The sequence below is a fragment of the Synechococcus sp. BO 8801 genome, from assembly GCF_002252675.1.
In the GTDB taxonomy this organism is placed as follows: Bacteria; Cyanobacteriota; Cyanobacteriia; order PCC-6307; family Cyanobiaceae; genus Cyanobium.
In genome coordinates this window covers 36,908-54,915 of the sequence record NZ_NQKY01000020.1, presented here as the reverse complement: position 1 = coordinate 54,915, position 18,008 = coordinate 36,908, and the positions used below count along the sequence as shown (strand labels likewise).

Annotated in this window: 23 protein-coding genes; 6 read left to right on the top strand and 17 right to left on the bottom strand. The window is 70.3% G+C overall.

The window, feature by feature from the left end; genetic code table 11:
* Positions 1-71: 71 nt before the first annotated feature.
* Genes CJZ86_RS13235 through CJZ86_RS13225 form a run of 3 tightly spaced genes read left to right on the top strand, consistent with a single transcriptional unit; the run spans position 72 to position 1,682 of the window.
* Positions 72-977, top strand: coding sequence for a YihY/virulence factor BrkB family protein (locus tag CJZ86_RS13235; protein ID WP_094586543.1), 906 nt, complete (start codon positions 72-74; stop codon positions 975-977).
* Between the two features lie 49 nt (positions 978-1,026).
* The gene (locus CJZ86_RS13230) at positions 1,027-1,263 is read left to right on the top strand and encodes a glypican (RefSeq protein ID WP_094586541.1); all 237 of its coding nucleotides are present in this window, start codon (positions 1,027-1,029) and stop codon (positions 1,261-1,263) included.
* Positions 1,263-1,682, top strand: a complete 420-nt coding sequence (locus CJZ86_RS13225; RefSeq protein WP_094586539.1) for a hypothetical protein — start codon at positions 1,263-1,265, stop codon at positions 1,680-1,682. Before CJZ86_RS13230 ends, CJZ86_RS13225 begins: the two co-directional genes overlap by 1 nt.
* Before the next feature lie 19 nt (positions 1,683-1,701).
* Here the strand turns inward: CJZ86_RS13225 and CJZ86_RS13220 are convergent, their stop codons facing one another.
* From CJZ86_RS13220 to CJZ86_RS13200, 5 genes are all read right to left on the bottom strand, one after another.
* Positions 1,702-2,109 (bottom strand): DUF2834 domain-containing protein, encoded by a 408-nt coding sequence (locus CJZ86_RS13220; RefSeq protein ID WP_094586537.1) that lies wholly within the window; start codon positions 2,107-2,109, stop codon positions 1,702-1,704.
* Positions 2,106-2,423: an exodeoxyribonuclease VII small subunit gene (gene xseB, locus CJZ86_RS13215; protein ID WP_094586535.1), complete on the bottom strand. Its 318-nt coding sequence runs from the start codon at positions 2,421-2,423 to the stop codon at positions 2,106-2,108. Before xseB ends, CJZ86_RS13220 begins: the two co-directional genes overlap by 4 nt.
* Positions 2,424-2,506: 83 nt before the next feature.
* On the bottom strand, positions 2,507-3,697 hold the full coding sequence (gene xseA / locus CJZ86_RS13210; RefSeq protein ID WP_094586533.1) for an exodeoxyribonuclease VII large subunit: 1,191 nt from the start codon (positions 3,695-3,697) through the stop codon (positions 2,507-2,509).
* A gap of 4 nt (positions 3,698-3,701) precedes the next feature.
* Positions 3,702-3,896 (bottom strand): hypothetical protein, encoded by a 195-nt coding sequence (locus CJZ86_RS13205; protein ID WP_094586531.1) that lies wholly within the window; start codon positions 3,894-3,896, stop codon positions 3,702-3,704.
* A gap of 142 nt (positions 3,897-4,038) precedes the next feature.
* A complete protein-coding gene (locus CJZ86_RS13200) occupies positions 4,039-4,185 on the bottom strand; it encodes a CAB/ELIP/HLIP family chlorophyll-binding protein (RefSeq protein ID WP_015109196.1) in 147 nt (48 codons plus the stop codon).
* A 201-nt stretch (positions 4,186-4,386) separates the two neighbouring features.
* Here CJZ86_RS13200 and CJZ86_RS13195 point away from each other — a divergent pair, with 201 nt between their 5' ends.
* Positions 4,387-5,202, top strand: coding sequence for an HAD family hydrolase (locus CJZ86_RS13195; RefSeq protein ID WP_094586529.1), 816 nt, complete (start codon positions 4,387-4,389; stop codon positions 5,200-5,202).
* Between the two features lie 7 nt (positions 5,203-5,209).
* Here CJZ86_RS13195 and hrpB read toward each other — a convergent pair whose 3' ends face one another.
* The 3 genes from hrpB to CJZ86_RS13180 all read right to left on the bottom strand — a co-directional run bounded on the left by hrpB (position 5,210) and on the right by CJZ86_RS13180 (position 8,509).
* Positions 5,210-7,774 (bottom strand): ATP-dependent helicase HrpB, encoded by a 2,565-nt coding sequence (gene hrpB, locus CJZ86_RS13190; RefSeq protein WP_094586527.1) that lies wholly within the window; start codon positions 7,772-7,774, stop codon positions 5,210-5,212.
* Positions 7,771-8,154 carry a DUF8663 family protein gene (locus CJZ86_RS13185; protein WP_094586552.1) on the bottom strand — a complete coding sequence of 128 codons (384 nt, stop codon included), beginning with the start codon at positions 8,152-8,154 and terminating at the stop codon, positions 7,771-7,773. Before CJZ86_RS13185 ends, hrpB begins: the two co-directional genes overlap by 4 nt.
* Before the next feature lie 64 nt (positions 8,155-8,218).
* A complete protein-coding gene (locus CJZ86_RS13180) occupies positions 8,219-8,509 on the bottom strand; it encodes a DUF2973 domain-containing protein (protein WP_094586525.1) in 291 nt (96 codons plus the stop codon).
* A 252-nt stretch (positions 8,510-8,761) separates the two neighbouring features.
* Between CJZ86_RS13180 and CJZ86_RS13175 the strand changes: the two genes are divergently transcribed.
* Positions 8,762-9,919 (top strand): trypsin-like peptidase domain-containing protein, encoded by a 1,158-nt coding sequence (locus CJZ86_RS13175; RefSeq protein ID WP_094586523.1) that lies wholly within the window; start codon positions 8,762-8,764, stop codon positions 9,917-9,919.
* A gap of 46 nt (positions 9,920-9,965) precedes the next feature.
* Here the strand turns inward: CJZ86_RS13175 and CJZ86_RS13170 are convergent, their stop codons facing one another.
* From CJZ86_RS13170 to CJZ86_RS13155, 5 genes are all read right to left on the bottom strand, one after another.
* Positions 9,966-10,235 carry a hypothetical protein gene (locus tag CJZ86_RS13170; RefSeq protein WP_094586521.1) on the bottom strand — a complete coding sequence of 90 codons (270 nt, stop codon included), beginning with the start codon at positions 10,233-10,235 and terminating at the stop codon, positions 9,966-9,968.
* 271 nt (positions 10,236-10,506) lie between these two features.
* Positions 10,507-10,671 (bottom strand): DUF8642 family protein, encoded by a 165-nt coding sequence (locus CJZ86_RS17145; protein ID WP_190612268.1) that lies wholly within the window; start codon positions 10,669-10,671, stop codon positions 10,507-10,509.
* Positions 10,672-10,796: 125 nt separating this feature from the next.
* The gene (locus CJZ86_RS13165; RefSeq protein WP_094586519.1) at positions 10,797-12,554 is read right to left on the bottom strand and encodes an ABC-F family ATP-binding cassette domain-containing protein; all 1,758 of its coding nucleotides are present in this window, start codon (positions 12,552-12,554) and stop codon (positions 10,797-10,799) included.
* A 240-nt stretch (positions 12,555-12,794) separates the two neighbouring features.
* Complete coding sequence (locus tag CJZ86_RS13160; RefSeq protein WP_094586517.1) at positions 12,795-13,040, bottom strand: DUF8665 family protein; 246 nt, start codon at positions 13,038-13,040, stop codon at positions 12,795-12,797.
* 90 nt (positions 13,041-13,130) lie between these two features.
* Positions 13,131-13,439 (bottom strand): DUF8682 family protein, encoded by a 309-nt coding sequence (locus tag CJZ86_RS13155; RefSeq protein WP_015109185.1) that lies wholly within the window; start codon positions 13,437-13,439, stop codon positions 13,131-13,133.
* Positions 13,440-13,687: 248 nt separating this feature from the next.
* On the opposite strand from CJZ86_RS13155, the gene CJZ86_RS13150 reads away from it, so the two are divergent.
* Positions 13,688-14,020, top strand: coding sequence for a ribbon-helix-helix domain-containing protein (locus CJZ86_RS13150; RefSeq protein ID WP_094586515.1), 333 nt, complete (start codon positions 13,688-13,690; stop codon positions 14,018-14,020).
* Here the strand turns inward: CJZ86_RS13150 and CJZ86_RS13145 are convergent.
* Genes CJZ86_RS13145 through CJZ86_RS17395 form a run of 4 tightly spaced genes read right to left on the bottom strand, consistent with a single transcriptional unit; the run spans position 14,009 to position 17,940 of the window.
* Positions 14,009-15,154 (bottom strand): anhydro-N-acetylmuramic acid kinase, encoded by a 1,146-nt coding sequence (locus tag CJZ86_RS13145; RefSeq protein WP_094586513.1) that lies wholly within the window; start codon positions 15,152-15,154, stop codon positions 14,009-14,011. The two genes, CJZ86_RS13150 and CJZ86_RS13145, sit on opposite strands and share 12 nt — an antisense overlap.
* Positions 15,155-15,174: 20 nt before the next feature.
* Positions 15,175-15,879 (bottom strand): potassium channel family protein, encoded by a 705-nt coding sequence (locus tag CJZ86_RS13140; protein ID WP_094586511.1) that lies wholly within the window; start codon positions 15,877-15,879, stop codon positions 15,175-15,177.
* A 49-nt stretch (positions 15,880-15,928) separates the two neighbouring features.
* Positions 15,929-17,308 carry a potassium transporter TrkG gene (locus CJZ86_RS13135; protein ID WP_094586509.1) on the bottom strand — a complete coding sequence of 460 codons (1,380 nt, stop codon included), beginning with the start codon at positions 17,306-17,308 and terminating at the stop codon, positions 15,929-15,931.
* Positions 17,305-17,940: a peroxiredoxin gene (locus tag CJZ86_RS17395; protein ID WP_233134021.1), complete on the bottom strand. Its 636-nt coding sequence runs from the start codon at positions 17,938-17,940 to the stop codon at positions 17,305-17,307. The genes CJZ86_RS13135 and CJZ86_RS17395 overlap by 4 nt, the downstream gene beginning before the upstream one ends.
* Positions 17,941-18,008 lie beyond the last annotated feature (68 nt).

The following is an 18,008-nucleotide window of genomic DNA, read 5'->3' as shown; positions in this document are numbered from 1 at the left end:
ATGGGCCCCGGGCCTGGGAGAGGGCAGGATGCAGGCATGCTGCAGCCCCAACCCCTGCCGATGGTTCTGTCGTGACATGGCGTCGTCGCTTTCGTCCGTTCTGGAAGGCCTATCTGCTGTGGCTGCGCGCGGACTGCGTGGACCTGAGTGCCGCTTTCGCCTATCACACGCTGCAGTCGTTCTTCCCGGCCCTGCTCATTGCGCTGTCGGTGGCTTCGCGGCTGCTCGGCCGCGACGTGGAGCGCTTCGATCGGCTGATCGTGCTGGTCGGCCAGGTGCTGCCCGCCTCCGCCCTGCCTGGCTTCGAAGCCACCTTGCGACGCTTCACAAACCAGGGATTCGGCGCCGGCATCCTCGGCCTGGTGCTTCTGGCGCTCAGCGCCAGCAACATCTATCTCACCCTGCAGCGCGGGGCCGATAGGCTCTGGTGGAATCGGCCCTTCGGCTTCGATCACCTGCGCTGGCAGGAGCACGTGCGTCGCTTCCTGGCCCTGCGCCTGAAGTCCCTGGTGCTGCTGCTGTTCGTCGGCCTGTTGATCGTCCTCGACCAGCTCTTCAGCACGGTGCGGCTCTTCGGCTCCAGGGGCTTCCATGACCAGCTGCAGGCCTTTCTTCCGGAACCCTTGCTGTGGGTCAGCTCCCTGTCCTTCGGCCTGGATCTGCTCGTCTCCCTGCTGATCGGTTTCGGCGCCACGCTTCTGTTCCTGTGGATGCTGCCGTCGCGCCGGATTCCCTTCCGCCCGCTGATTCCCGGGGCTCTGCTGGTGAGCGGCAGCCTCACCCTCTCCAACCTGCTGCTGGGCAGGAGCCTGCTCGCCCTCGGGGCGCGCTTTCAGGCCTACGGGGTGGTGGGCGGTGTGCTGCTGTTGACGCTCTGGGTGTGGCTGGTGGGTGCCGTGCTCTATTTCGGCCAGTGCTTCAGTGTGGTGCTTTCCGGCGGTGCCGCTGGGGGGCCATCGACACCTCTGCCGCGCTGAGGATCGACCCGTTTCGGGTCAGGATGGACTGATCTGATTGGATCGACTCTTGGCCAAGCCTGCCCTCAGGATCCCGCCTCTTCCGGCCAGCCTGGCGCTGGTGTCCATGGCCGTCGGCGCGGTGGTGCTGATCGGTCTCACCACCCTGGCGCTGATTCCGCTGCTGGTCGGCATCGGCCTGCTGGCGGCCTGGCTGGTGGCGGCCCTGCTCCTGGGCTGGGCCGGCCTCGAGGGCCTGGCGGCCCTGGAGCGCTGGATCGAGAACGATCCACGCTTCCAGCGCTGATGGAACGGCGCATTCCCTGGTTGTGGATCGGTGTGGCGGCGGCTCTGGTGCTGGTGCCCACCTCGGCCGGCCGCCTGCTGCTCGATGTCATCGGCGGACTCACCCTGACCCTTCTGCTGCTGCCGCTGCTGGCGGGCGGGGTGGCCCTGATCGGTTGGCAGATCGTCCGGCGTCGCCTGCGCACCTGCCCCAGCTGTGGCTTCGCCAGCCTGGGCACCGAGGTCTGCCCGGCCTGCGGCAGTCTGTTCACGTCCGGCGATGGATCAGAAGCGGCGCCGGAACCCTCCGGCCCGTTCTTCTGGGGATCCGGGTCAGACAGGGAGATCGACGCCCGCGACGTGACGATCAACGTCGACGCCGTCGATGTGGAGGCCAGCGCCAGCGGGGAAACGGGCGGCCGCGGTGGCGATGGCTCCTGAGCCCGACACGCGCTGAGTCTCATGCGGCCGGATCCGGTGCCTCCGTGCTGAGGCGGGCCAGCTCCAGCAGCCGGCGTTCACGCAGATGCAGGAACAGGGGGGCCCCGAAGGCGAACGCGATCGTCACGCAGCTGAGCAGAACCCAGACGAGCCCGCGCATGCCGAGCCGGCGGCTCTCGCGCACCATCCAGATCGTGACGGCCGTCGCCCCGATCGCCAGGTCTCTGGAGAGGGACTGGGCGGCGGGATTGACGTTCGCCTGGCGGATGAACAGTCCCAGATCGAAGGCCGCCCCCTCGCTGCGGATGAAGTCCAGATTGGCCAGCCAGGGGAGCACCCCGCCCGCCACGGCCAGCAGCAGATAGAGCCAGGCGATCCAGCTGATGCCGCCGGGGCCGCTGCTGGTGGGCTGGGCGTCGTCACTCATGGGGCGTAGGACGTGGGGGCCAGGTCCGGCTGGCCGGGATCCCATTGCATCACCTGCTGCTCCACCCGGGCCAGCACCGCCTCGCAGCGTTCGGCGTAGGCCAGCGCCCGCCGATAGAGATCGGCCATCGACTCCACGTCCAGGTCCTGGTCCTGCAGCTGGGCCAGGCAGAGCTCAAGGGCCGTCTGGGCTTCCCGGAAGCTCAGGTCCTGGGCCACGTCGTGCACGTCGTTCCCCTCACCAGCGGCGTCCTGGCTGGAGACGTCATCGGCGGGCTGGGCCGAGGCTCTGGATCGGGGCGAGGACTTAGCCATTGGAGCAACGGGGGGCAGGAGTGGCGAGGAGTGCGCGGCGGGGTGGCGGCGGATCCGATGGAGAGAACGTGGGGGTCTGGGGCTCAGGGACCGGGGCCGTCCGGCTCGACCGCCCGCACCTGCAGGGCCACCCGACCGTCCGCCAGCTCGGCGGTGATCCCTTCCCCTGGCTGCAGCTGGGCCACCGAACGCAGCAGGCGTCCGTCACCATCCCGGAGCAGGCTGAATCCCCGGGCGAGCAGGTGGCGCGGCGAGAGCGCCTGCAGCAGCTGGCGTCGCTGGGCCAGCCACTGGCGCCGCTGGCTGAGCAGCCGGGCGGGGTGGAGCAGGCGCAGCTGGTCCTGGCGTGCGCCCAGCCGTTGGCGGGCGGAGGCGATCCGCAGCGTCAGCGTGCGGTGCAGATGGCCCCGTTCCTGCTCCAGGGTCCGGATCATCTGGCTGCGGTCCGGCAGCAGGGCCACCAGAGCGGCCGTGGGAGTGGCCGCCCGGTAGTCGGCCACCAGATCGGCGATGGTCACGTCATCCTCATGGCCGATCCCGCAGATGACGGGCCAGGGACAGGCCGCCAGGCAGCGGGCCAGGGACTCCCCGTCGAAGACGGCCAGATCCTCCCGGCTGCCTCCGCCGCGGGCCAGCACCAGGGCCTCGAGGCCGAGGCGGTCGGCCTGTTCGCCGAGGCTCTCGATGGCGGCCACGATCTGGGCTTCCACGTTCCCCTGCACGGGGATCGGCACCACCAGCAGGTCGGTGGCGGGCCAGCGTTCCCTGGCGGTGCGCAGCATGTCAGCCAGGGCGGCGCTGGGCACGCTGGTGAGCAGGGCGATGCGGCGGGGCCAGCGGGGCAGCGGTCGCTTCCGCTCCGGGTCGAGGAGCCCCTCCGGCTCCAGCCGGCTGCGCACCTGCTCGAACTGGCGCAGGACGGTGGTCAGGCTGGGGCGCACATCCAGCACCTGCACCGTGAGGCTGGCCCGCGCCGCCCAGAAGTTGAGCTTGCCGACCACCACCACCCCATCCCCCTCCTGGGGCACGAAGCTGAGCTTCTGAAGCTGGGACGACCAGATCACCCCCTGGATGCTGGCCTGGCCGTCGACGAGGGTCAGCCAGAGATGGCCCTTCTTCTGCTGGGGGCGCCCCACGGTGGCCTCCAGCAGGAAGCGGGGGGCGAAGCCCCGCTCCAGCAGGGCACCGATGGCCTGGTTGAGCTCGGCGACCGAGTACCTGGGGATGCCGTCGTGCTGGCGGGGGGACGCGCTGCTGCCAGGGACCGTGAGCATGGAATCAGTGCTTGAGCTGGCGGTAGCAGAGCCACCAGTAGAGACTCAGCAGGCCGGCCACAAGGGCCACGGCCCGGCCCACCGGATGGTCGATCCGGACCAGGCCCGCTCCGGCGATCACCAGCGCGCTGCTCAGCAGCCGGGCGCCGTCGCGCCGGTTGCCGACATAGAAGCGGGGAGCGGTGGCGGAAGGGGCCATCGGGGGGCGCTGCCTGGGTTGGGCCTCAACCTAGGACCGCTTGGGACAGCTGCCTGAGCCATGAAAAAGCCGCCGGCTGGGCCGGCGGCCTACGTCTTTAACGGGCTTCAAGGACGCTGGTGCTGGGGGAGACAGCCGGGCTTCAGCCGAGGCCGACCTGGGCCAGAATGCCCTGGCCGGTGAGAATTTCGGTCGCCAGGCCGATCACGAAGCCCATCATGGCCAGGCGGCCGTTCCAGGTTTCGGCGAAGTTGACGAAACCGAAGCGGGGCTGGGAAGCGTCAGACATGGAAGGAACCCTCGGTGGAGCCCTGACTGTAACGAAACATGGAGTGGTCTTGACAGTGGCAGGGACTACAAAGCTGGGTGTGGGTTGCACGGTTGACAGCCGCGCCCGGCCATGGCACTGAGGCCTCCACGGGTGCCAGGCCCCGGCCCCGGCGCCGGCCCGTTGCCGGCAGCTGGCTCTGCCTCCGTCTGGGGTCCCGGGTTGGAGGACCGCCGGCGGGCGCCCCGGGCCCGCCTCCAGCGCCATCTGGCGGCGCCCCTGCCCAGCGAGACCGATCTGGTGCTGGTCACCGACCTCGACGGCACCCTGCTGGAGGGGTCCGTCCCGACGCGCCGCCGGGTCTACCGCTGGCTGGCCTCCCAGCGCCACCGGGTCCTGCAGGTGTTCAGCACCGGCAGGGATCTGCGCTCCGTCGCCCGGCTGCTGGCTGCGGAGGCCGCCCTGGGACTCCATCCCCCCCATCTGGTGATCGGTGATGTGGGCTGCACCGTGGCCTGCGGCGCCAGCCTCACCCCCCTGGCCCTGGCCCTGGAGCCGATCGAGGCCCTCTGGCGGGGACGGGCGGAAAAGGTGCTGCCCCTGCTGGCCCTGGTGCCGGGCCTGTCCCCCCAGCCCCTCAGCAGCGACCGGCGCCTGGCCTATGGCATCGACCCGCTCCGGCTGGACACCAGCCGGCTGGCGGCCATCGAGGCCCATGGGGTGGACTGCCTGGTCTCCGGCGACAAGTACCTCGACGTGCTGCCGCCCGGCGTCAACAAGGGCAGCACCCTGCTGGGCCTGCTGGAGTGGCTCGAGCTGGAACCGGCCCGGGTGGTCACCGCGGGGGACTCCCTCAACGATCTGGCCATGTTCGAGACCGGCCTGCAGAGCGTCATGGTGGGCAATGCCGAGCCGGGCCTGGTGCGGGCCCTGCCGGGGCTGGCCCGCACCTACCGCGCCCGCGCCCATGGCTGCAAGGGCATCCTGGAGGGACTGCGCCACTTCGGCTTCGGCCATCTGCTCGACGGCCTGCCCTAGGCAACGCTCAGCGACTCTCCCCGCGTGCCTCCCGGGCCAGGGCCGCCTTGGTGCGGGCACTGGCGACGCCCTGGCGGGGATCCTCGGGCCAGGGGTGGCGGGGGTAGCGGCCGCGCAGCTCCCGGCGCACCTCGGCGTAGCCCTGGCTCCAGAAGCCGGCCAGGTCGCTGGTCACCGCCGCCGGGCGTCCCGCCGGAGACAGCAGCTCCACCCGCACCGGCAGCCGGCCGTCCAGCACCGTCGGCCCTTCCAGGCAGCCGAACATCTCCTGCAGCTTCACGGCCAGCACCGGCGTGCCGCTGCCGTAGTCCAACGGCACCCGGCGGCCGGACGGCACCGGCTGGCTGAGGGGCAGCAGCCGATCCAGTTCCCTGCGCAGGGACCAGTCCAGATCCCCCCAGAGGATCTCCGAGAGGTCGAGCTGCTGCAGGTCCTGGAGGCTGCGCAGGCCCCCGAGGTGGGGGCCCAGCCAGGCTCCCGGGTCCTGCTGTAGCCGCTCCGGTGAGCGGTCGGGCCAGGGCGCCCCCAGGTGCCGGTGGGCCAGCATCAGGCGCTGCTGCAGCTGGCGGCTGGTGCGGCACCAGGGGAGCACCTCCAGTCCGAGCCGTTCGAGACCCTCCAGCAGGGCTCGCTCCACCAGCTCCCCGCTGGCGTCCGGCCAGGGGCGGCGCTCCAGCACCAGGGCCCCGCTCCGCCGCAGCCGCTCGCACCGCACCCGCTGGTCGGTGCCATCCCAGCGGGCTTCGGTCTCCTCCTCGATCTCCTCCGCCACCAGCTCCTCCAGGCCGCTGCGGGAGAGGGCCACCGCCAACCGCACCCGGGCCTCCTGGCCCTGGCCGTCGACGCTGGCGATCGCCAGGGCTTCGGCGGCGGCGAGGGGATCCCCCGGGGGCAGCACGGCGCCGCGACCGCCGCGCATCAGGAAGCGCCCGTCGCCCCGGCCCCGCCCCAGGGCCAGCCGTTCCGGATAGGCCCAGGCCAGCAGCTGGGCGGCACGGACGTCGTCAGAGCCACCGCCGGAGGCGAACGCTGCGGGGGCCGCCACCGGGGCCGCCGCCTTCCGCCCCTCCCGGAGCTGGCGCAGCAGCTGGCTCTGGAGGTTGGTCCAGGGGGCCCGGCCCGCGCCGCGCCCACTCCCCTCCGGGCCCGGGCTGCGCCGCAGCCAGTCGAGGCGCCGCATCAGATCGCTGCCGGCCTCGCGGCGGTCAAGGGGATCGCGCTCGCTGAGCAGCACGGCCATGGCCGTGGCGAGGGACTCCCAGCCCCTTTCCTTTGCCCGCAGCAGCATGTGGGCCAGGCGCGGATGCAGGCCCAGCCGGGCCATGGCCCGCCCGTGGCCGGTGATGCGCCCCTGCCCATCGACGGCCCCCAGCTGCAGCAGCAGGTCGCGGGCCTCCGCCAGGGGCCGGCGGGGGGGCGCGGTGAGCCAGGGAAGGCTGTCGTCCTCCGTTTCGCCCCATTCCGCCAGCTGCAGGGCGATCGGCAGGGGATCCACCTCGAGCAGTTCCGGGGGATCGAAGGCGGCTCGCCGCTGCTGCTCCGCCGGGGACCAGAGCCGCAGGCATCGCCCCGGCCCCAGCCGCCCGGCCCGCCCACTTCGCTGCTCGGCGCTGGCCTGGCTGGCAGGCTGGGTGACGAGGCCGTCCATGCCCGTGGCCGGATCGAAGCGGCTGCGTCGGCTCAGGCCGCTGTCGATCACCACGGTCACCGCCGCGATCGTGAGCGAGCTCTCCGCCACCGACGTGGCCAGCACCACCTTCCCAGCCGCCCCCTGGGGAGCCGCAATGGCCCGTCCCTGGGCCGCCAGCGGCAGCTGGCCGTGCAGGAGGGCCAGCTCCAGCCCCTCGCCCCACGCGGTGGCCTCGATGGCCCGCCGTGCCGTCTCCAGCTCCCCCAGGCCGGGAAGGAACACCAGCGCGGTGCCCCGGGGTTCGGGTTCGGCCAGCCAGTGGCCTTCGAGGGCCCGCAGCACCTGGCGATCCAGCCGCTCGTCCGGCCGCGGCGGCTGGTAGGTCACCGCCACCGGATGGCTGCGGCCTTCGCAGCTGATCACGGCGGCCCCATCCAGCTCGCTGGCCAGGGGCGCCAGATCGAGGGTGGCGGACATCACCAGCAGGCGCAGTTCGGGACGCAGCAGGCTGCGGGCCTGGCGCACCAGGGCCAGGGCCAGATCCGCCTCGGCCTGGCGCTCATGGAATTCGTCGAAGATCACGCAGGCCACCCCGTCCAGGGCGGGATCGGCCTGGAGCCGGCGCAGGAACAGGCCCGCGGTGACCACCTCCAGCCGGGTGGCCGACGAGGTGCGGGACTCCAGGCGCACGCTGTAGCCCACGCGCCCGCCGACGGGTTCACCGAGGCCGGCGGCGAGGCGCTGGGCGGCATTCCGGGCCGCCAGCCGCCTCGGTTCCAGCAGCAGCAGGCGACCCTCAGCGCCGAGGCTCTCGAGCAGGGCGAGGGGAACCCGGGTGGTCTTGCCGGCGCCGGGTTCGGCCTGGAGCAGGAGGGTGGATCCGGGCCCGAGGGCGGCGGTGATGGCCGCGAGGCGGCCGTCGATGGGCAGGGACGGGTTCAGCGCACGTGGCGGAGGCCATCCACCGGGTGATAGGCCTCACCGGTGGTTTCCTCGTAGACGATGGCGGGAAGGCCGGTCTCGAACATGGTCTGGAGCGCCTCCTTCAGGTAGGGGTTCCAGCCGCCGGTGGTCACCTTGCCGTGGCGCACGGTCCAGTCCCAGGTGCCCTGGAGGTCACGGGGGATGCGCCCCTCCCGGTCGCGCCGGGCCACCAGATCCTGGGATTCGACGATGCCGACAAGAATCGGATCCTTGCCGTAGGACGGCGTCAGGCTGAGCTCGAGCCGGATCGGGTCGTCCTTCACCATCTTGAGTCGAAACCGTGGCGGCAGCTTCAGTGCTCCGAGCACGGCCGCCACGATTCGCGTTCTCTGATCCACCATCGATCTCCGCCGGTTGGCGCATTCACCTCAGGGAGCCTATTCAGCGACCGGCCGGCCGCGCTCAGGTCGGGTCGGCGGGGAAGGCGGGCTGCTCGTTGTCGCCGCTGAATCGGACCGTCAGCAGGTCCTCCTGGGTCAGCTGGCCGTCCGCGTCCAGCAGCTCCGGGTGGATGGTGAGACGGCCGGTGCGATCACCGGCGGGGCCGGCTGGATCGGTGGCGGCGGCTCCGGCATCACCGGGACGGGGAATGGCGCGGAAGCCCTGGCCCATGACCCGGAACGCCTGCCACAGGAGAACGATGAAACAGGCCCCGTAGACGATCGGGAAGATCTGCGAGAGGAGGGAGGTCATGGCGCGATGGGAACCCCGCAGTCCGCGGACTCTCCCCCATCATCACCCGTCCGACGGAGCGGTGGTGGTGGCCAGCATCCAGGCCCAGAGGGAGGTGCAGGCGGCTCCGAAGGCGAGAAAGGCCAGCAGCAGGCGGCTTGTGTCCATGACCCGATAAAAAACTTTACAAAGCATAGCCGGTCAGGCCGGTTTGCCTCCCCTTTCTCCTTCCCGGGGACTTCCCTACGGTTTTTCCATCTGAGCTTTTTCACGATGCGTTCCTCCCGCGTTCTTGCCGCGGCCGCCGCCGGGCTGGCCACGGTCACGGCGGCGGCCACCGCCACGGTCACGGCCACCACGGCCCTCGTCAGCCCGACCCTCACCTCCCCCGGTCTGGCCAAGCCGGCCGCGGCCGTGCTCGGGCGGCAATCTTTCGTGGCGGCGGCGATCCGTCGGGCGGGCCCGGCGGTGGTCACCATCGACACGGAACGCACCGTCCAGTCAGCCGCCACCGGGGGCCTGCCCCGGGGTCTGCTGAACGACCCCCTGTTCCGCCAGTTCTTCGGTATCCCCCAGCAGGGTGCCCCCTCGCGGCGCACCGAACGGGGCCAGGGAAGCGGGGTGATCCTCCAGGCCGATGGGCTGGTGCTCACCAACGCCCACGTGGTGGACCAGATCGACCGGGTGACCGTGGGTCTCGAGAACGGCCAGCGCGTCGAGGGGCGGGTCGTGGGCCTCGACAAGCTCACCGACCTGGCGGTGGTGCGGCTGGTGGGGGCGGGCCCCTGGCCCGTGGCGCCCCTGGGCAATTCCGATGCCCTCCAGGTGGGCGACTGGGCGATCGCGGTGGGGAACCCCTTCGGCCTCGACAACACCGTCACCCTGGGGATCATCAGCAGCCTCAACCGCAACGCCAGCAAGCTCGGCATCACCGACAAGCGGCTGGATCTGATCCAGACCGACGCCGCCATCAACCCGGGCAACTCCGGCGGACCGCTGCTGAACGCCGACGGCGAAGTGGTGGGAATCAACACCCTGGTGCGTTCGGGGCCGGGGGCCGGACTGGGCTTCGCCATTCCGATCAACCGTGCCCGCGGCATTGTCAGTCAACTGGTGGCGACCGGCCGGGCCACCCACCCCATGATCGGCGTGGGGCTGGATGAGGTCCGGGCGGGAAGCGGCTCCGGGGTTTCCCAGGGTGCGGTCGTGGTTTCGGTTCAGCCCAACGGACCGGCGGCTCGGGGAGGTCTCAGGACCGGTGATGTGATCGTCGCGGCCCAGGGGGCCGTGGTGAAGGATCCCTCCCAGGTGATCAACGCCGTCGAGCGGGCGGGGGTGGGGGGAACCCTCAACCTGACGGTGAACCGTCAGGGGGCGATGGTGAACCTGCGGCTCATCCCTGGCGACATGGCCCTGCTGCGTCAGGGATGAGGAGGTTGCCCGAGCTCATGGCCTAGAGGAGGCTTGAGCTCGGCCCTCAGAGGACGTCCATGCCCCCCTTGCTGCTGTCGGGGCGAAGGGCGTCGAGCAGGCCGGCGTCCATGGTGAGTTCGGCGCCGAAACGGGCGGGGGCACCCAGCTGCTGGCGCATGACCCACTGGGTGGCGGCCTTCTGGCTCTGCCAGGCCTGCAGGAGTTGCTTGGCCAGACCCCGCAGGACCTGCGGATCGCCCGTGGCGTCGATCGCCCGGGTCATGCGCTCCAGTTCGAATTTCTGACCGAGGCTGAGGGCGAGAGGTTCGGACATGGTGGGCTGTGCGATGGGGCGTTTCTGACCGGCCCAAAGCTACGAACTGTTTCAAGATGCCACGTAGCGGCTGTTACAGGGCCTGTGCCCTGGTTAGGAAATCCGCTCAACCCCTGGCTCTGGTCCGTTTCCCCTTGCCGCCGGCCCTGTGCCGCGCTAGCCCTGCGCCGCGGTGGGCCCTTTGCGGCGGTATGTCCCTTGCGCCGGTATAGGGATGGGCCTGTCCCGTCCAGGCCCTGGCCCCATCGGCATCAGCGGCGCGAGCCTGACTTCAGTGGCGCTCGCGCAGCTCTTCCACGCAGCGGGTGACGCACTCGCCGTCCTCAAGGGAGCAGGTGGTGATGCATTCGAAGTACACCTCCATGGCATCGCTGGTGCCGGCGGTGTCCTCGCGGTCCACGGTCCAACCGTCGGTGACGACGTTCTGGATGGTCATCGCTGCTCCTGGATGGGTGACCCTGTCAGCCTATGCACACAGAACCGCCCACACCAGAGAAATGAGTCTTCCTGCCTAGGCAACGATGAAGTTGTATTTTGCGCCGCGCCCCTGACGGCGCCGCCTCAGCTGTCGGCGGTGCCCGCGGCTTTCCCCTTGGACGTGCCGCCGCCCTTCTGGGCGGCTTTGGCCTTCTGCTTCTGCCGCTGTTCCTCGCGTCTGGCGGCGAGGCGGCGCTCCTGCTCCAGCCGCTCGCTCTCTTCGGCCTCCTCCCGTTTCTTCTCCTGGTAGTAGGCGTAGTCGCCGCGGTAGAGCACCAGCTCCCCGTCGCGCACCTCGACGATCCGGTTGGCCACCCGGCCGATGAAGAAGCGGTCGTGGGAGACCAGCAGGGCGGCGCCCTCGTAGGCCATCAGGGCCTCCTCCAACATCTGTTTGGCGGGGATGTCGAGGTGGTTGGTGGGCTCATCGAGCACCAGCAGGTTGCAGGGGGTGAGCAGCATCAGGGCCAGGGCCAGCCGGGCCTTCTCGCCGCCGCTGAGCTTGGCCACCGGCTTGAAGACCGTGTCGTTGCTGAAGCCGAAGCTGCCCAGCAGGGAGCGCACCTGGGTCTGGGTCCAGTCGGGAACGGCCTCGAACAGGGTGTCGATCACCGTCTTGGTCAGATCCAGGGCTTCGGCCTGGTTCTGCTCGAAGTAACCGGCCACCACGTGGTGCTCCCCCAGGCCCGCCTGGCCCTCGAGGGGAATCTCGTAGCCCATCACCAGCCGCAGCAGGGTGGACTTGCCCGCGCCGTTCGGGCCGACGAAGGCGATCCGGTCACCCCGCTCCACCTCCAGGTTCGCCCCCAGGAACAGGATCTGGTCGTCGTAGCCGTGGGTGAGGTTCTCGATCGCCGCCACCACCCGACCCGAGCGCGGGGCGGGGGGAAAGGCGAAGCGCGGCCCGCTCACCGATTCCAGCGGCGCCTCGATCCGCTCCACCTTCTCCAGCAGCTTCTCGCGGCTCTTGGCCTGGGTGCTGCGGGTCGCACTGGCCCGGAAGCGGTCGATGTAGGCCTGCTGGCTGCTCAGTTCCTTCTGCTGGCGCTCGAAGGCCGCCTGGCCGGCCTCCCGCTCCAGGGCCTTCTGCTCGAGGTGCTGGCTGTAGTTGCCCAGGTAGGTGCGCGAGACGCCGCGTTCGGTCTCGACGATCTGGTTGCAGACCCGGTCGAGGAAGGCCCGGTCGTGGCTGATCACCACCAGGGGAACCGTCTGATCCACCAGGTAGCTCTCCAGCCACTGGATCGTCTCGACGTCGAGGTGGTTGGTCGGTTCGTCAAGCAGCAGCAGATCCGGCTCCTGCAGCAGGATCTTGCCCAGGGCGATGCGCATCTGCCAGCCGCCGGAGTAGTCCCCCACGACCCGCTCGGCGGTCTCCTGGGTGAAGCCGATGCTGGGCAGCAGCTTGTCGATGCGGGCATCGAGCTCGTACCCATGCAGGGCCTCGAACCGACTCTGCAGCTGGCCGAGCTCGTCGATCAGCCGGTCGAGCAGGTCCGGATCGGCGGCGGCCTCCTCGCTGGCCATCGCCTCCTCCACCTGCCGCTGGCGGTTGAGCACCTCGGCCGCCTCCCCGAAGGCCTGGAACAGTTCCTGGCGGACGCTGCGGGCCAGGTCGACATCGAACTCCTGCTGCAGGTAGGCGATGCGGGGATCCCCCTGCCGCACCACCTGGCCGCTGGTCGGCTCCTCCAGCCCGGCGATGATGCGCATCTGGGTGGATTTGCCGGCCCCGTTGACCCCCACCAGGCCGATCCGGTCCCCCGCTTTCACCTCCCAGGTGATGTCCTTGAGCACCTCACCGGTGGGATAGATCTTGCCGATGCGTTCGAGGCGCAGCACGGAGCGGAAGGCGGTCGCGGTGTGCGCATCATCCCCTGCGGGGCGTCCTGCAGACTGTCGATCGGGTCCGGTCGCGTCGTCAGGATGATCAAGCGCCTCGAGCAGATCGCCGCCCTGGTGGTGGCGGCGGGACTGGCGCTGACGAGCTACTGGCTGTTCTTCAGCTGGGCCCAGGGAGGGGGATCCCAGCGTCGGGAGCAACCCCGCCGGCCCCAGCAGGAGGGCCTCCGGTCGCCGGCCTCAGAGTCCGCCCCGGGCCTTGATCAGCCATTGCTTGGTGGCGCCGTCATCGAGGCCGGCCAGATGGGCCTTCACCTCCTCCGCGCTGACCGGCAGGCCCTCCTGCTCGCCGAGGGCGACGATCCTGCGCAGGGCGCCGCTGGGGTCCTGAAGGGCCTGGCGGAACAGTGACTGGGTGAGCTCCACGTCGTTGCTGATGCGTCCGTAGAGCTCTGCTGCGTTGCCGGTGGCGTTGCTGGTGGTCATCCTGGCCGGGATTCTTTCCTGACCTTATGGGCACCGGGGCCGTGGGCGCAGCCCCTTGCGGGTGGTTCGTGAGGGAGGGTGCGCAGCGGATCAGGCGGCGCGGGGACTGGTGTCCTCCTCGGCGCCGCTGGCGGAGGCGTCCTCCATGCTGCGGGCATCGAGGCAGAGCACCTTGCGCAGCTGGGCGTAGTTGGCGGCCAGGGACTGGCGCCCCTCCTGCTGGGCGCCGAACTCGGCCCGCTGCAGCACATGGTGCAGATGGGTGAGCAGGTAGGTGCTGATCACGGCCGACACCAGCACATCGCTGCGTTCCGCCGTGCTCCGCCGCCGGCTCTGGCGGGTCTTGGGCTGCAGGGGGGTCTCGGAAGCGGTCGGACGGGACTGGGTGGTGCGGGCCATGGCGGAAGCGGCCGGTGGGCCGTCGGAGAGGACGGGGTGGGGACGGGGGCGTGGAGCAGGTGGGCTTGGGCCTGGGACTGGTTCTGGGCTGGGCTTGGGCCGGTCTGGAGCTGGAGAAGGGGATCCCGAGGGGGCGGGATGGTCCACAACCCTACTTTTGGATACTACCCATGACGGTCACTGTACACTTTTTCCTATCCCGCCGGATCCCAGCGGCACCCTCTCTTCGGCCCCCACCCAGAGGCACCGTGCCCACCCGTCAGACCTCCTCCAGCGGCAAGCCCAAGTCGCCGCGGATCCAGGTCGTCCTGCCGGAGGAGCTCTGCGCCCGGCTGGCGGCCCTGGCGGAGAGCGAGTCGCGCACGGTCAGCAACATGGCCAAGGTGCTGATCCAGCAGGGGGTGGAACGGCTGGAGCGGCAGCGTCCCCCCGAGCCGGCCGCGGCGCCCTACCCACTCGGGCCCGCCGTCGCCGCCGATCGCTTCCGCCGCGAGCTCGAGCAGCAGGAGCAGGCCGGCACCCGTCGGCTGCGGGGTGCGCCCCGCCGGCTGCGCCTGCGCCAGCCCCCCTCAGCCCCCTGACGGCGGCGGCAGGGCCATCACGCCCAGCACGGCGGCCCGCCGGGCCCCGGTGACCGAGGGCAGCGAGCCCGGATGGCCGTGGTGCCGCCACCAGGCCAGCAGGGCGAAGGCCAGGGCCTCCCGCTGGTCATCGGCGATGCCCTGGCTGGCCAGCGGCAGCACCGCCGTGCCGTGGCAGCGCCGCCGCAGCTGCTCCATCAGGAAGCCGTTGCGGGTGCCCCCGCCGGCCACCAGCAGCTCCAGCGGCCGTGGGCGTTGGGGGCGCGCCAGGTCCTGGCCCACCACCGCCGCACTGAAGGCCGTCAGGGTGGCCAGGGCATCGGCCGGCTCCACATCGGCGCCGAGCTCCGCCAGGCGCCGATCGAGATCGGCGGCCCCGAACAGCTCCCGGCCCGTGGACTTGGGCGGCGCGGCCTGGAGGTAGGGCTCCCGGAGCCATTGCTGCAGCCGTTCCTCGTCGATGCGGCCCTGCCGCGCCCAGGCCCCGTCGGCATCGAAGCTCAGCCGACCGCCGCTGAAGCGGGCCACCGCCAGATCCAGGAGCGTGTTGGCCGGGCCGCAGTCCCAGCCCAGCACCGGCGCCTTGCGGTCGGGACCGGCGGGGGGAGGCAGCAGGGTGAGATTGGCGATCCCCCCCAGGTTGAGCAGGGCCCGCCAGCCGCCGATCCTTCCCAGCAGGGCGTCGTCGGTCGCCGGCACCAGGGGGGCGCCATGGCCGCCCAGGGCCAGATCGATGCTGCGGAAGTCGAACACCACCGGCCTCCCCAGCAGCTCCGCCAGCAGCGGCCCCTGCAGCAGCTGCCAGCTGGCCCCGCGGCGCTCCCCCTCCGGCGGGCGGTGCCAGAGGGTCTGGCCGTGGCAACCCACCAGTTCGGCCCGGCCTTCGGAATCGCAGGCGCGGGCGGCCAGGGCCTGGTGCTCGGTGAGCTCCTCGGCCAAATGCAGCAGGGCCTCGGCGTCCAGAGGCACCCCCTGACCGACGGCCACGAGCCGCTCGCGCAGGTCCGCCGGGTAGGGGGTGTGGGCACTGGCGAGGATGCGCCAGCGCGGCCGGGCCGGGCGACCCTCCAGGTTCACCAGCACCGCATCGATGCCGTCGGCGCTGGTGCCGCTCATCAGCCCCAGCACCCGCATGGCTGTCCTTCGCAAGGGAATCAGTGGGAAGGCAGGGCCTCAAGGGCTTCGCTGCTGCCCATCACCACCAGCAGCTCGGAGGCGTTGAGCACATGGGAGGCGGGCGGGTTGACCGTGAGCTGGTTGGCGGGGCCCGCCGCCAGCACGCTGACGTTGTAGTTCTTGCGCAGGTTCAGATCCCGCAGCGACTGGCCGACGAAGGAGCCGGGAACCTTGATCTCCTCGATGCTGTTGCGGTCGTCCAGCCGCAGCCGCTCCAGCAGGTTGGGCCGGACCAGCTCCATGCCCAGGCGGGTCCCCTGCATCTTCGAGGGGAAGACCACCTTGTCGGCGCCGACGCGCCGCAGCATCTTCTCGTGCAGATCGCTGGTGGCCCTGGCGATCACCTGCTGGACCCGGCTGCCTTCGCTGTCCTTGACGATCAGGGTGGCCGTGATGCTGGCCGCGATCGGCTCGCTGATCGCCACCACCACCGTGCCCACGTCGAGGGCGCCGGCGGCCCTCAGGGCCTCCTCGTCGGTGCAATCCACCACGCGGGCCTCGATGGCCGGATCCATCTGGCGCAGTTCATCGATGGCCCGCTGGTTGAGGTCGACCGCCAGCACCTCGGCCCCGTGGCGCAGGAGCTCCTTGCACACGGCACTGCCGAAGCGGCCGACGCCGATCACGGCGTAGCTGTTGGAGGTGTCGGACTCGCTGCCCTGCCACTGCCACCACTGGTTCATGAAGACGACGACGCAACGGGAATGGGCCGGTGAACGAAGGGGACCGGGTTCAGATGTAGAGCTCCTCGCGGGGAAAACCCACCCGATTCTGGGGCCGGCTGCCATAGACGGCAGAGAGCAGAAGGAGAATACCGATCCGGCCCACGAACATCCCCACCATCAGCACCAGCTGGCCCCAGCGGTTGAGCTGACTGGTGACCCCGACGTCGAGGCCCACGGTGCCGAAGGCGGAAACACAGGTGAACAGCTTCTCCAGAAAGGTGAAGGCCTCGCTGCCGGGGGTGCCGGCGGTGGTGTTGCCGAGCCCCAGCAGCAGGGCCATCAGCAGGATGAACAGGCCCGATCCGAGGGTGACACCGACCGCCTTGAGAATCACCTTGGCGGGGATCTCCCGGTTGCGCACCACCACTTCGTCGTGGCCGCGCAGGGTGGAGCGGGTGGCGGCGATCAGGGCAGCGAAGGTGGTGGTCTTGATGCCGCCTCCGGTGCCGCCGGGGCTGGCGCCGATGAACATCAGCATGATCATCAGCAGCAGCCCCGAATCGGAGATTGTCTCCAGGGTCAGGGGCACGGTGTTGAAGCCGGCGGTGCGGGTGGTGATCGACTGGAAGATCGTCACCTGCAGTTTGTCCCAGAGACTCAGCTGCTCCACCATCCCTTCGGTGGCGAAGTGCTCGGTGAACAGCAGGCCCACCGCCCCCACCACGATCAGCAGGATCGTGGTGCGGATGACGAGGCGGGTGTGCAGGCTGAGGCGTCGGATGCGGGCCAGCCGGAAGCGGTTGACCCAGATGTCGTTGGTGACCCGCCAGCCGATGCCGCCCATCACGATCAGCAGGCCGATCACCGCATTGACGACGGGCTGGCTGCGATAACCGACCAGATTGTCGCGCCAGAGCCCGAAACCGGCGTTGTTGTAGGCGCTGATGCAGTGGAACAGGGAGGCCCAGAGCCGCTGGCCCTTGTCTGGAATATCGGTGAAGCCGAAGTTGTAGAGCGTCAGCGTGCCGATGCCGATGACGATGCCGGCGATCAGGAGGATCTGGTTGAGGGTGGGCCCGATGCCCCCGACGCCGAAATCATCCAGGGCACGGCCCTTGTCGAGGCGCTGGCGCAGGCCGGAACGCCCCTGGACGAAGCCCTGCAGGAAGGTGGTGATCGCCATCAGGCCCAGACCACCGGTGAGGATCAGCCCGGCCAGGGTCACCTGGCCCGGGAAGGTGAGCTCGGCCCCCACGTCGACGATCGACAGGCCGGTGACGGTGATGGCCGAGGTGACCGTGAAGAGGGCCTCCCAGAGGCCCACCTCATCGCTGGAGCAGAGCGGACTGGCGAGCAGCAGAGTGCCGAAGGTGATCACCAGCAGGCCGGTGACCACCGTGAACTGCGGCACCGTCAGCCGGTGCCGCCAACTCTGCCGTCGATTCATTTGTTGGGCTGGGGGGTCATCCGCAGGTAGGGGCGGATCTCGGTGACACCCTTGGGAAACTTCGCCCGGGCCTCGTCGGTGGGGATCGACGGCACCACGACGCAGTCATCACCCTCCTTCCAGTTCACCGGCGTGGCCACCTGGTGGTGGTCGGTGAGCTGCAGGGAATCGATCACCCGCAGGATCTCATCGAAGTTCCGGCCCGTGCTGGCGGGGTAGGTGATCTGCAGGCGCAGCTTTTTCTTGGGGTCGATGATGAACACCGAGCGCACCGTGAGGTTGCTGAGGGAATTGGGATGAATCATGCCGTAGAGGCTGCTCACCTTCTTGTCGCTGTCCGCCAGGATCGGGTAGTCGACCGTGGTGTTCTGGGTCTCGTTGATGTCGCCGATCCAGCCCTTGTGGCTCTCGGCGGAATCCACGCTCAGGGCGATGGTTTTGACATTCCGCTTCTCCCATTCGGCCCGCAGCCGGGAGACCTCACCCAGTTCGGTCGTGCAGACGGGGGTGTAGTCGGCGGGATGGGAGAAGAGCACCACCCAGCTGTCGCCGGCAAAGTCGTAGAGGTTGATCGGGCCGAGCTGGGACTCCTGAGTGAAATCGGGAACGGTGTCGCCCAGTTGCAGGGTCATGGGAGAGAAATTGGCGCCGGCTGATGCTGGCACAGCAGCGGGGGCGTCGGTCGTGGCCGCGGCGGTCC

Bases quoted from the DNA above. Each gene is read 5' to 3' on its own strand.
- CJZ86_RS17145 (WP_190612268.1), bottom strand. From the start codon at position 10,671: ATGACCATCCAGAACGTCGTCACCGACGGTTGGACCGTGGACCGCGAG.
- CJZ86_RS13145 (WP_094586513.1), bottom strand. From the start codon at position 15,154: ATGCGGGTGCTGGGGCTGATGAGCGGCACCAGCGCCGACGGCATCGAT.
- CJZ86_RS13200 (WP_015109196.1), bottom strand. From the start codon at position 4,185: ATGTCTGACGCTTCCCAGCCCCGCTTCGGTTTCGTCAACTTCGCCGAA.
- CJZ86_RS13155 (WP_015109185.1), bottom strand. From the start codon at position 13,439: ATGGCCCGCACCACCCAGTCCCGTCCGACCGCTTCCGAGACCCCCCTG.
- CJZ86_RS13180 (WP_094586525.1), bottom strand. From the start codon at position 8,509: ATGACCTCCCTCCTCTCGCAGATCTTCCCGATCGTCTACGGGGCCTGT.
- xseB (WP_094586535.1), bottom strand. From the start codon at position 2,423: ATGGCTAAGTCCTCGCCCCGATCCAGAGCCTCGGCCCAGCCCGCCGAT.
- xseA (WP_094586533.1), bottom strand. From the start codon at position 3,697: ATGCTCACGGTCCCTGGCAGCAGCGCGTCCCCCCGCCAGCACGACGGC.
- CJZ86_RS13140 (WP_094586511.1), bottom strand. From the start codon at position 15,879: ATGAACCAGTGGTGGCAGTGGCAGGGCAGCGAGTCCGACACCTCCAAC.
- CJZ86_RS17395 (WP_233134021.1), bottom strand. From the start codon at position 17,940: ATGACCCTGCAACTGGGCGACACCGTTCCCGATTTCACTCAGGAGTCC.
- CJZ86_RS13135 (WP_094586509.1), bottom strand. From the start codon at position 17,308: ATGAATCGACGGCAGAGTTGGCGGCACCGGCTGACGGTGCCGCAGTTC.
- CJZ86_RS13175 (WP_094586523.1), top strand. From the start codon at position 8,762: ATGCGTTCCTCCCGCGTTCTTGCCGCGGCCGCCGCCGGGCTGGCCACG.
- CJZ86_RS13160 (WP_094586517.1), bottom strand. From the start codon at position 13,040: ATGACCACCAGCAACGCCACCGGCAACGCAGCAGAGCTCTACGGACGC.
- CJZ86_RS13205 (WP_094586531.1), bottom strand. From the start codon at position 3,896: ATGGCCCCTTCCGCCACCGCTCCCCGCTTCTATGTCGGCAACCGGCGC.
- CJZ86_RS13170 (WP_094586521.1), bottom strand. From the start codon at position 10,235: ATGTCCGAACCTCTCGCCCTCAGCCTCGGTCAGAAATTCGAACTGGAG.
- CJZ86_RS13225 (WP_094586539.1), top strand. From the start codon at position 1,263: ATGGAACGGCGCATTCCCTGGTTGTGGATCGGTGTGGCGGCGGCTCTG.
- CJZ86_RS13220 (WP_094586537.1), bottom strand. From the start codon at position 2,109: ATGAGTGACGACGCCCAGCCCACCAGCAGCGGCCCCGGCGGCATCAGC.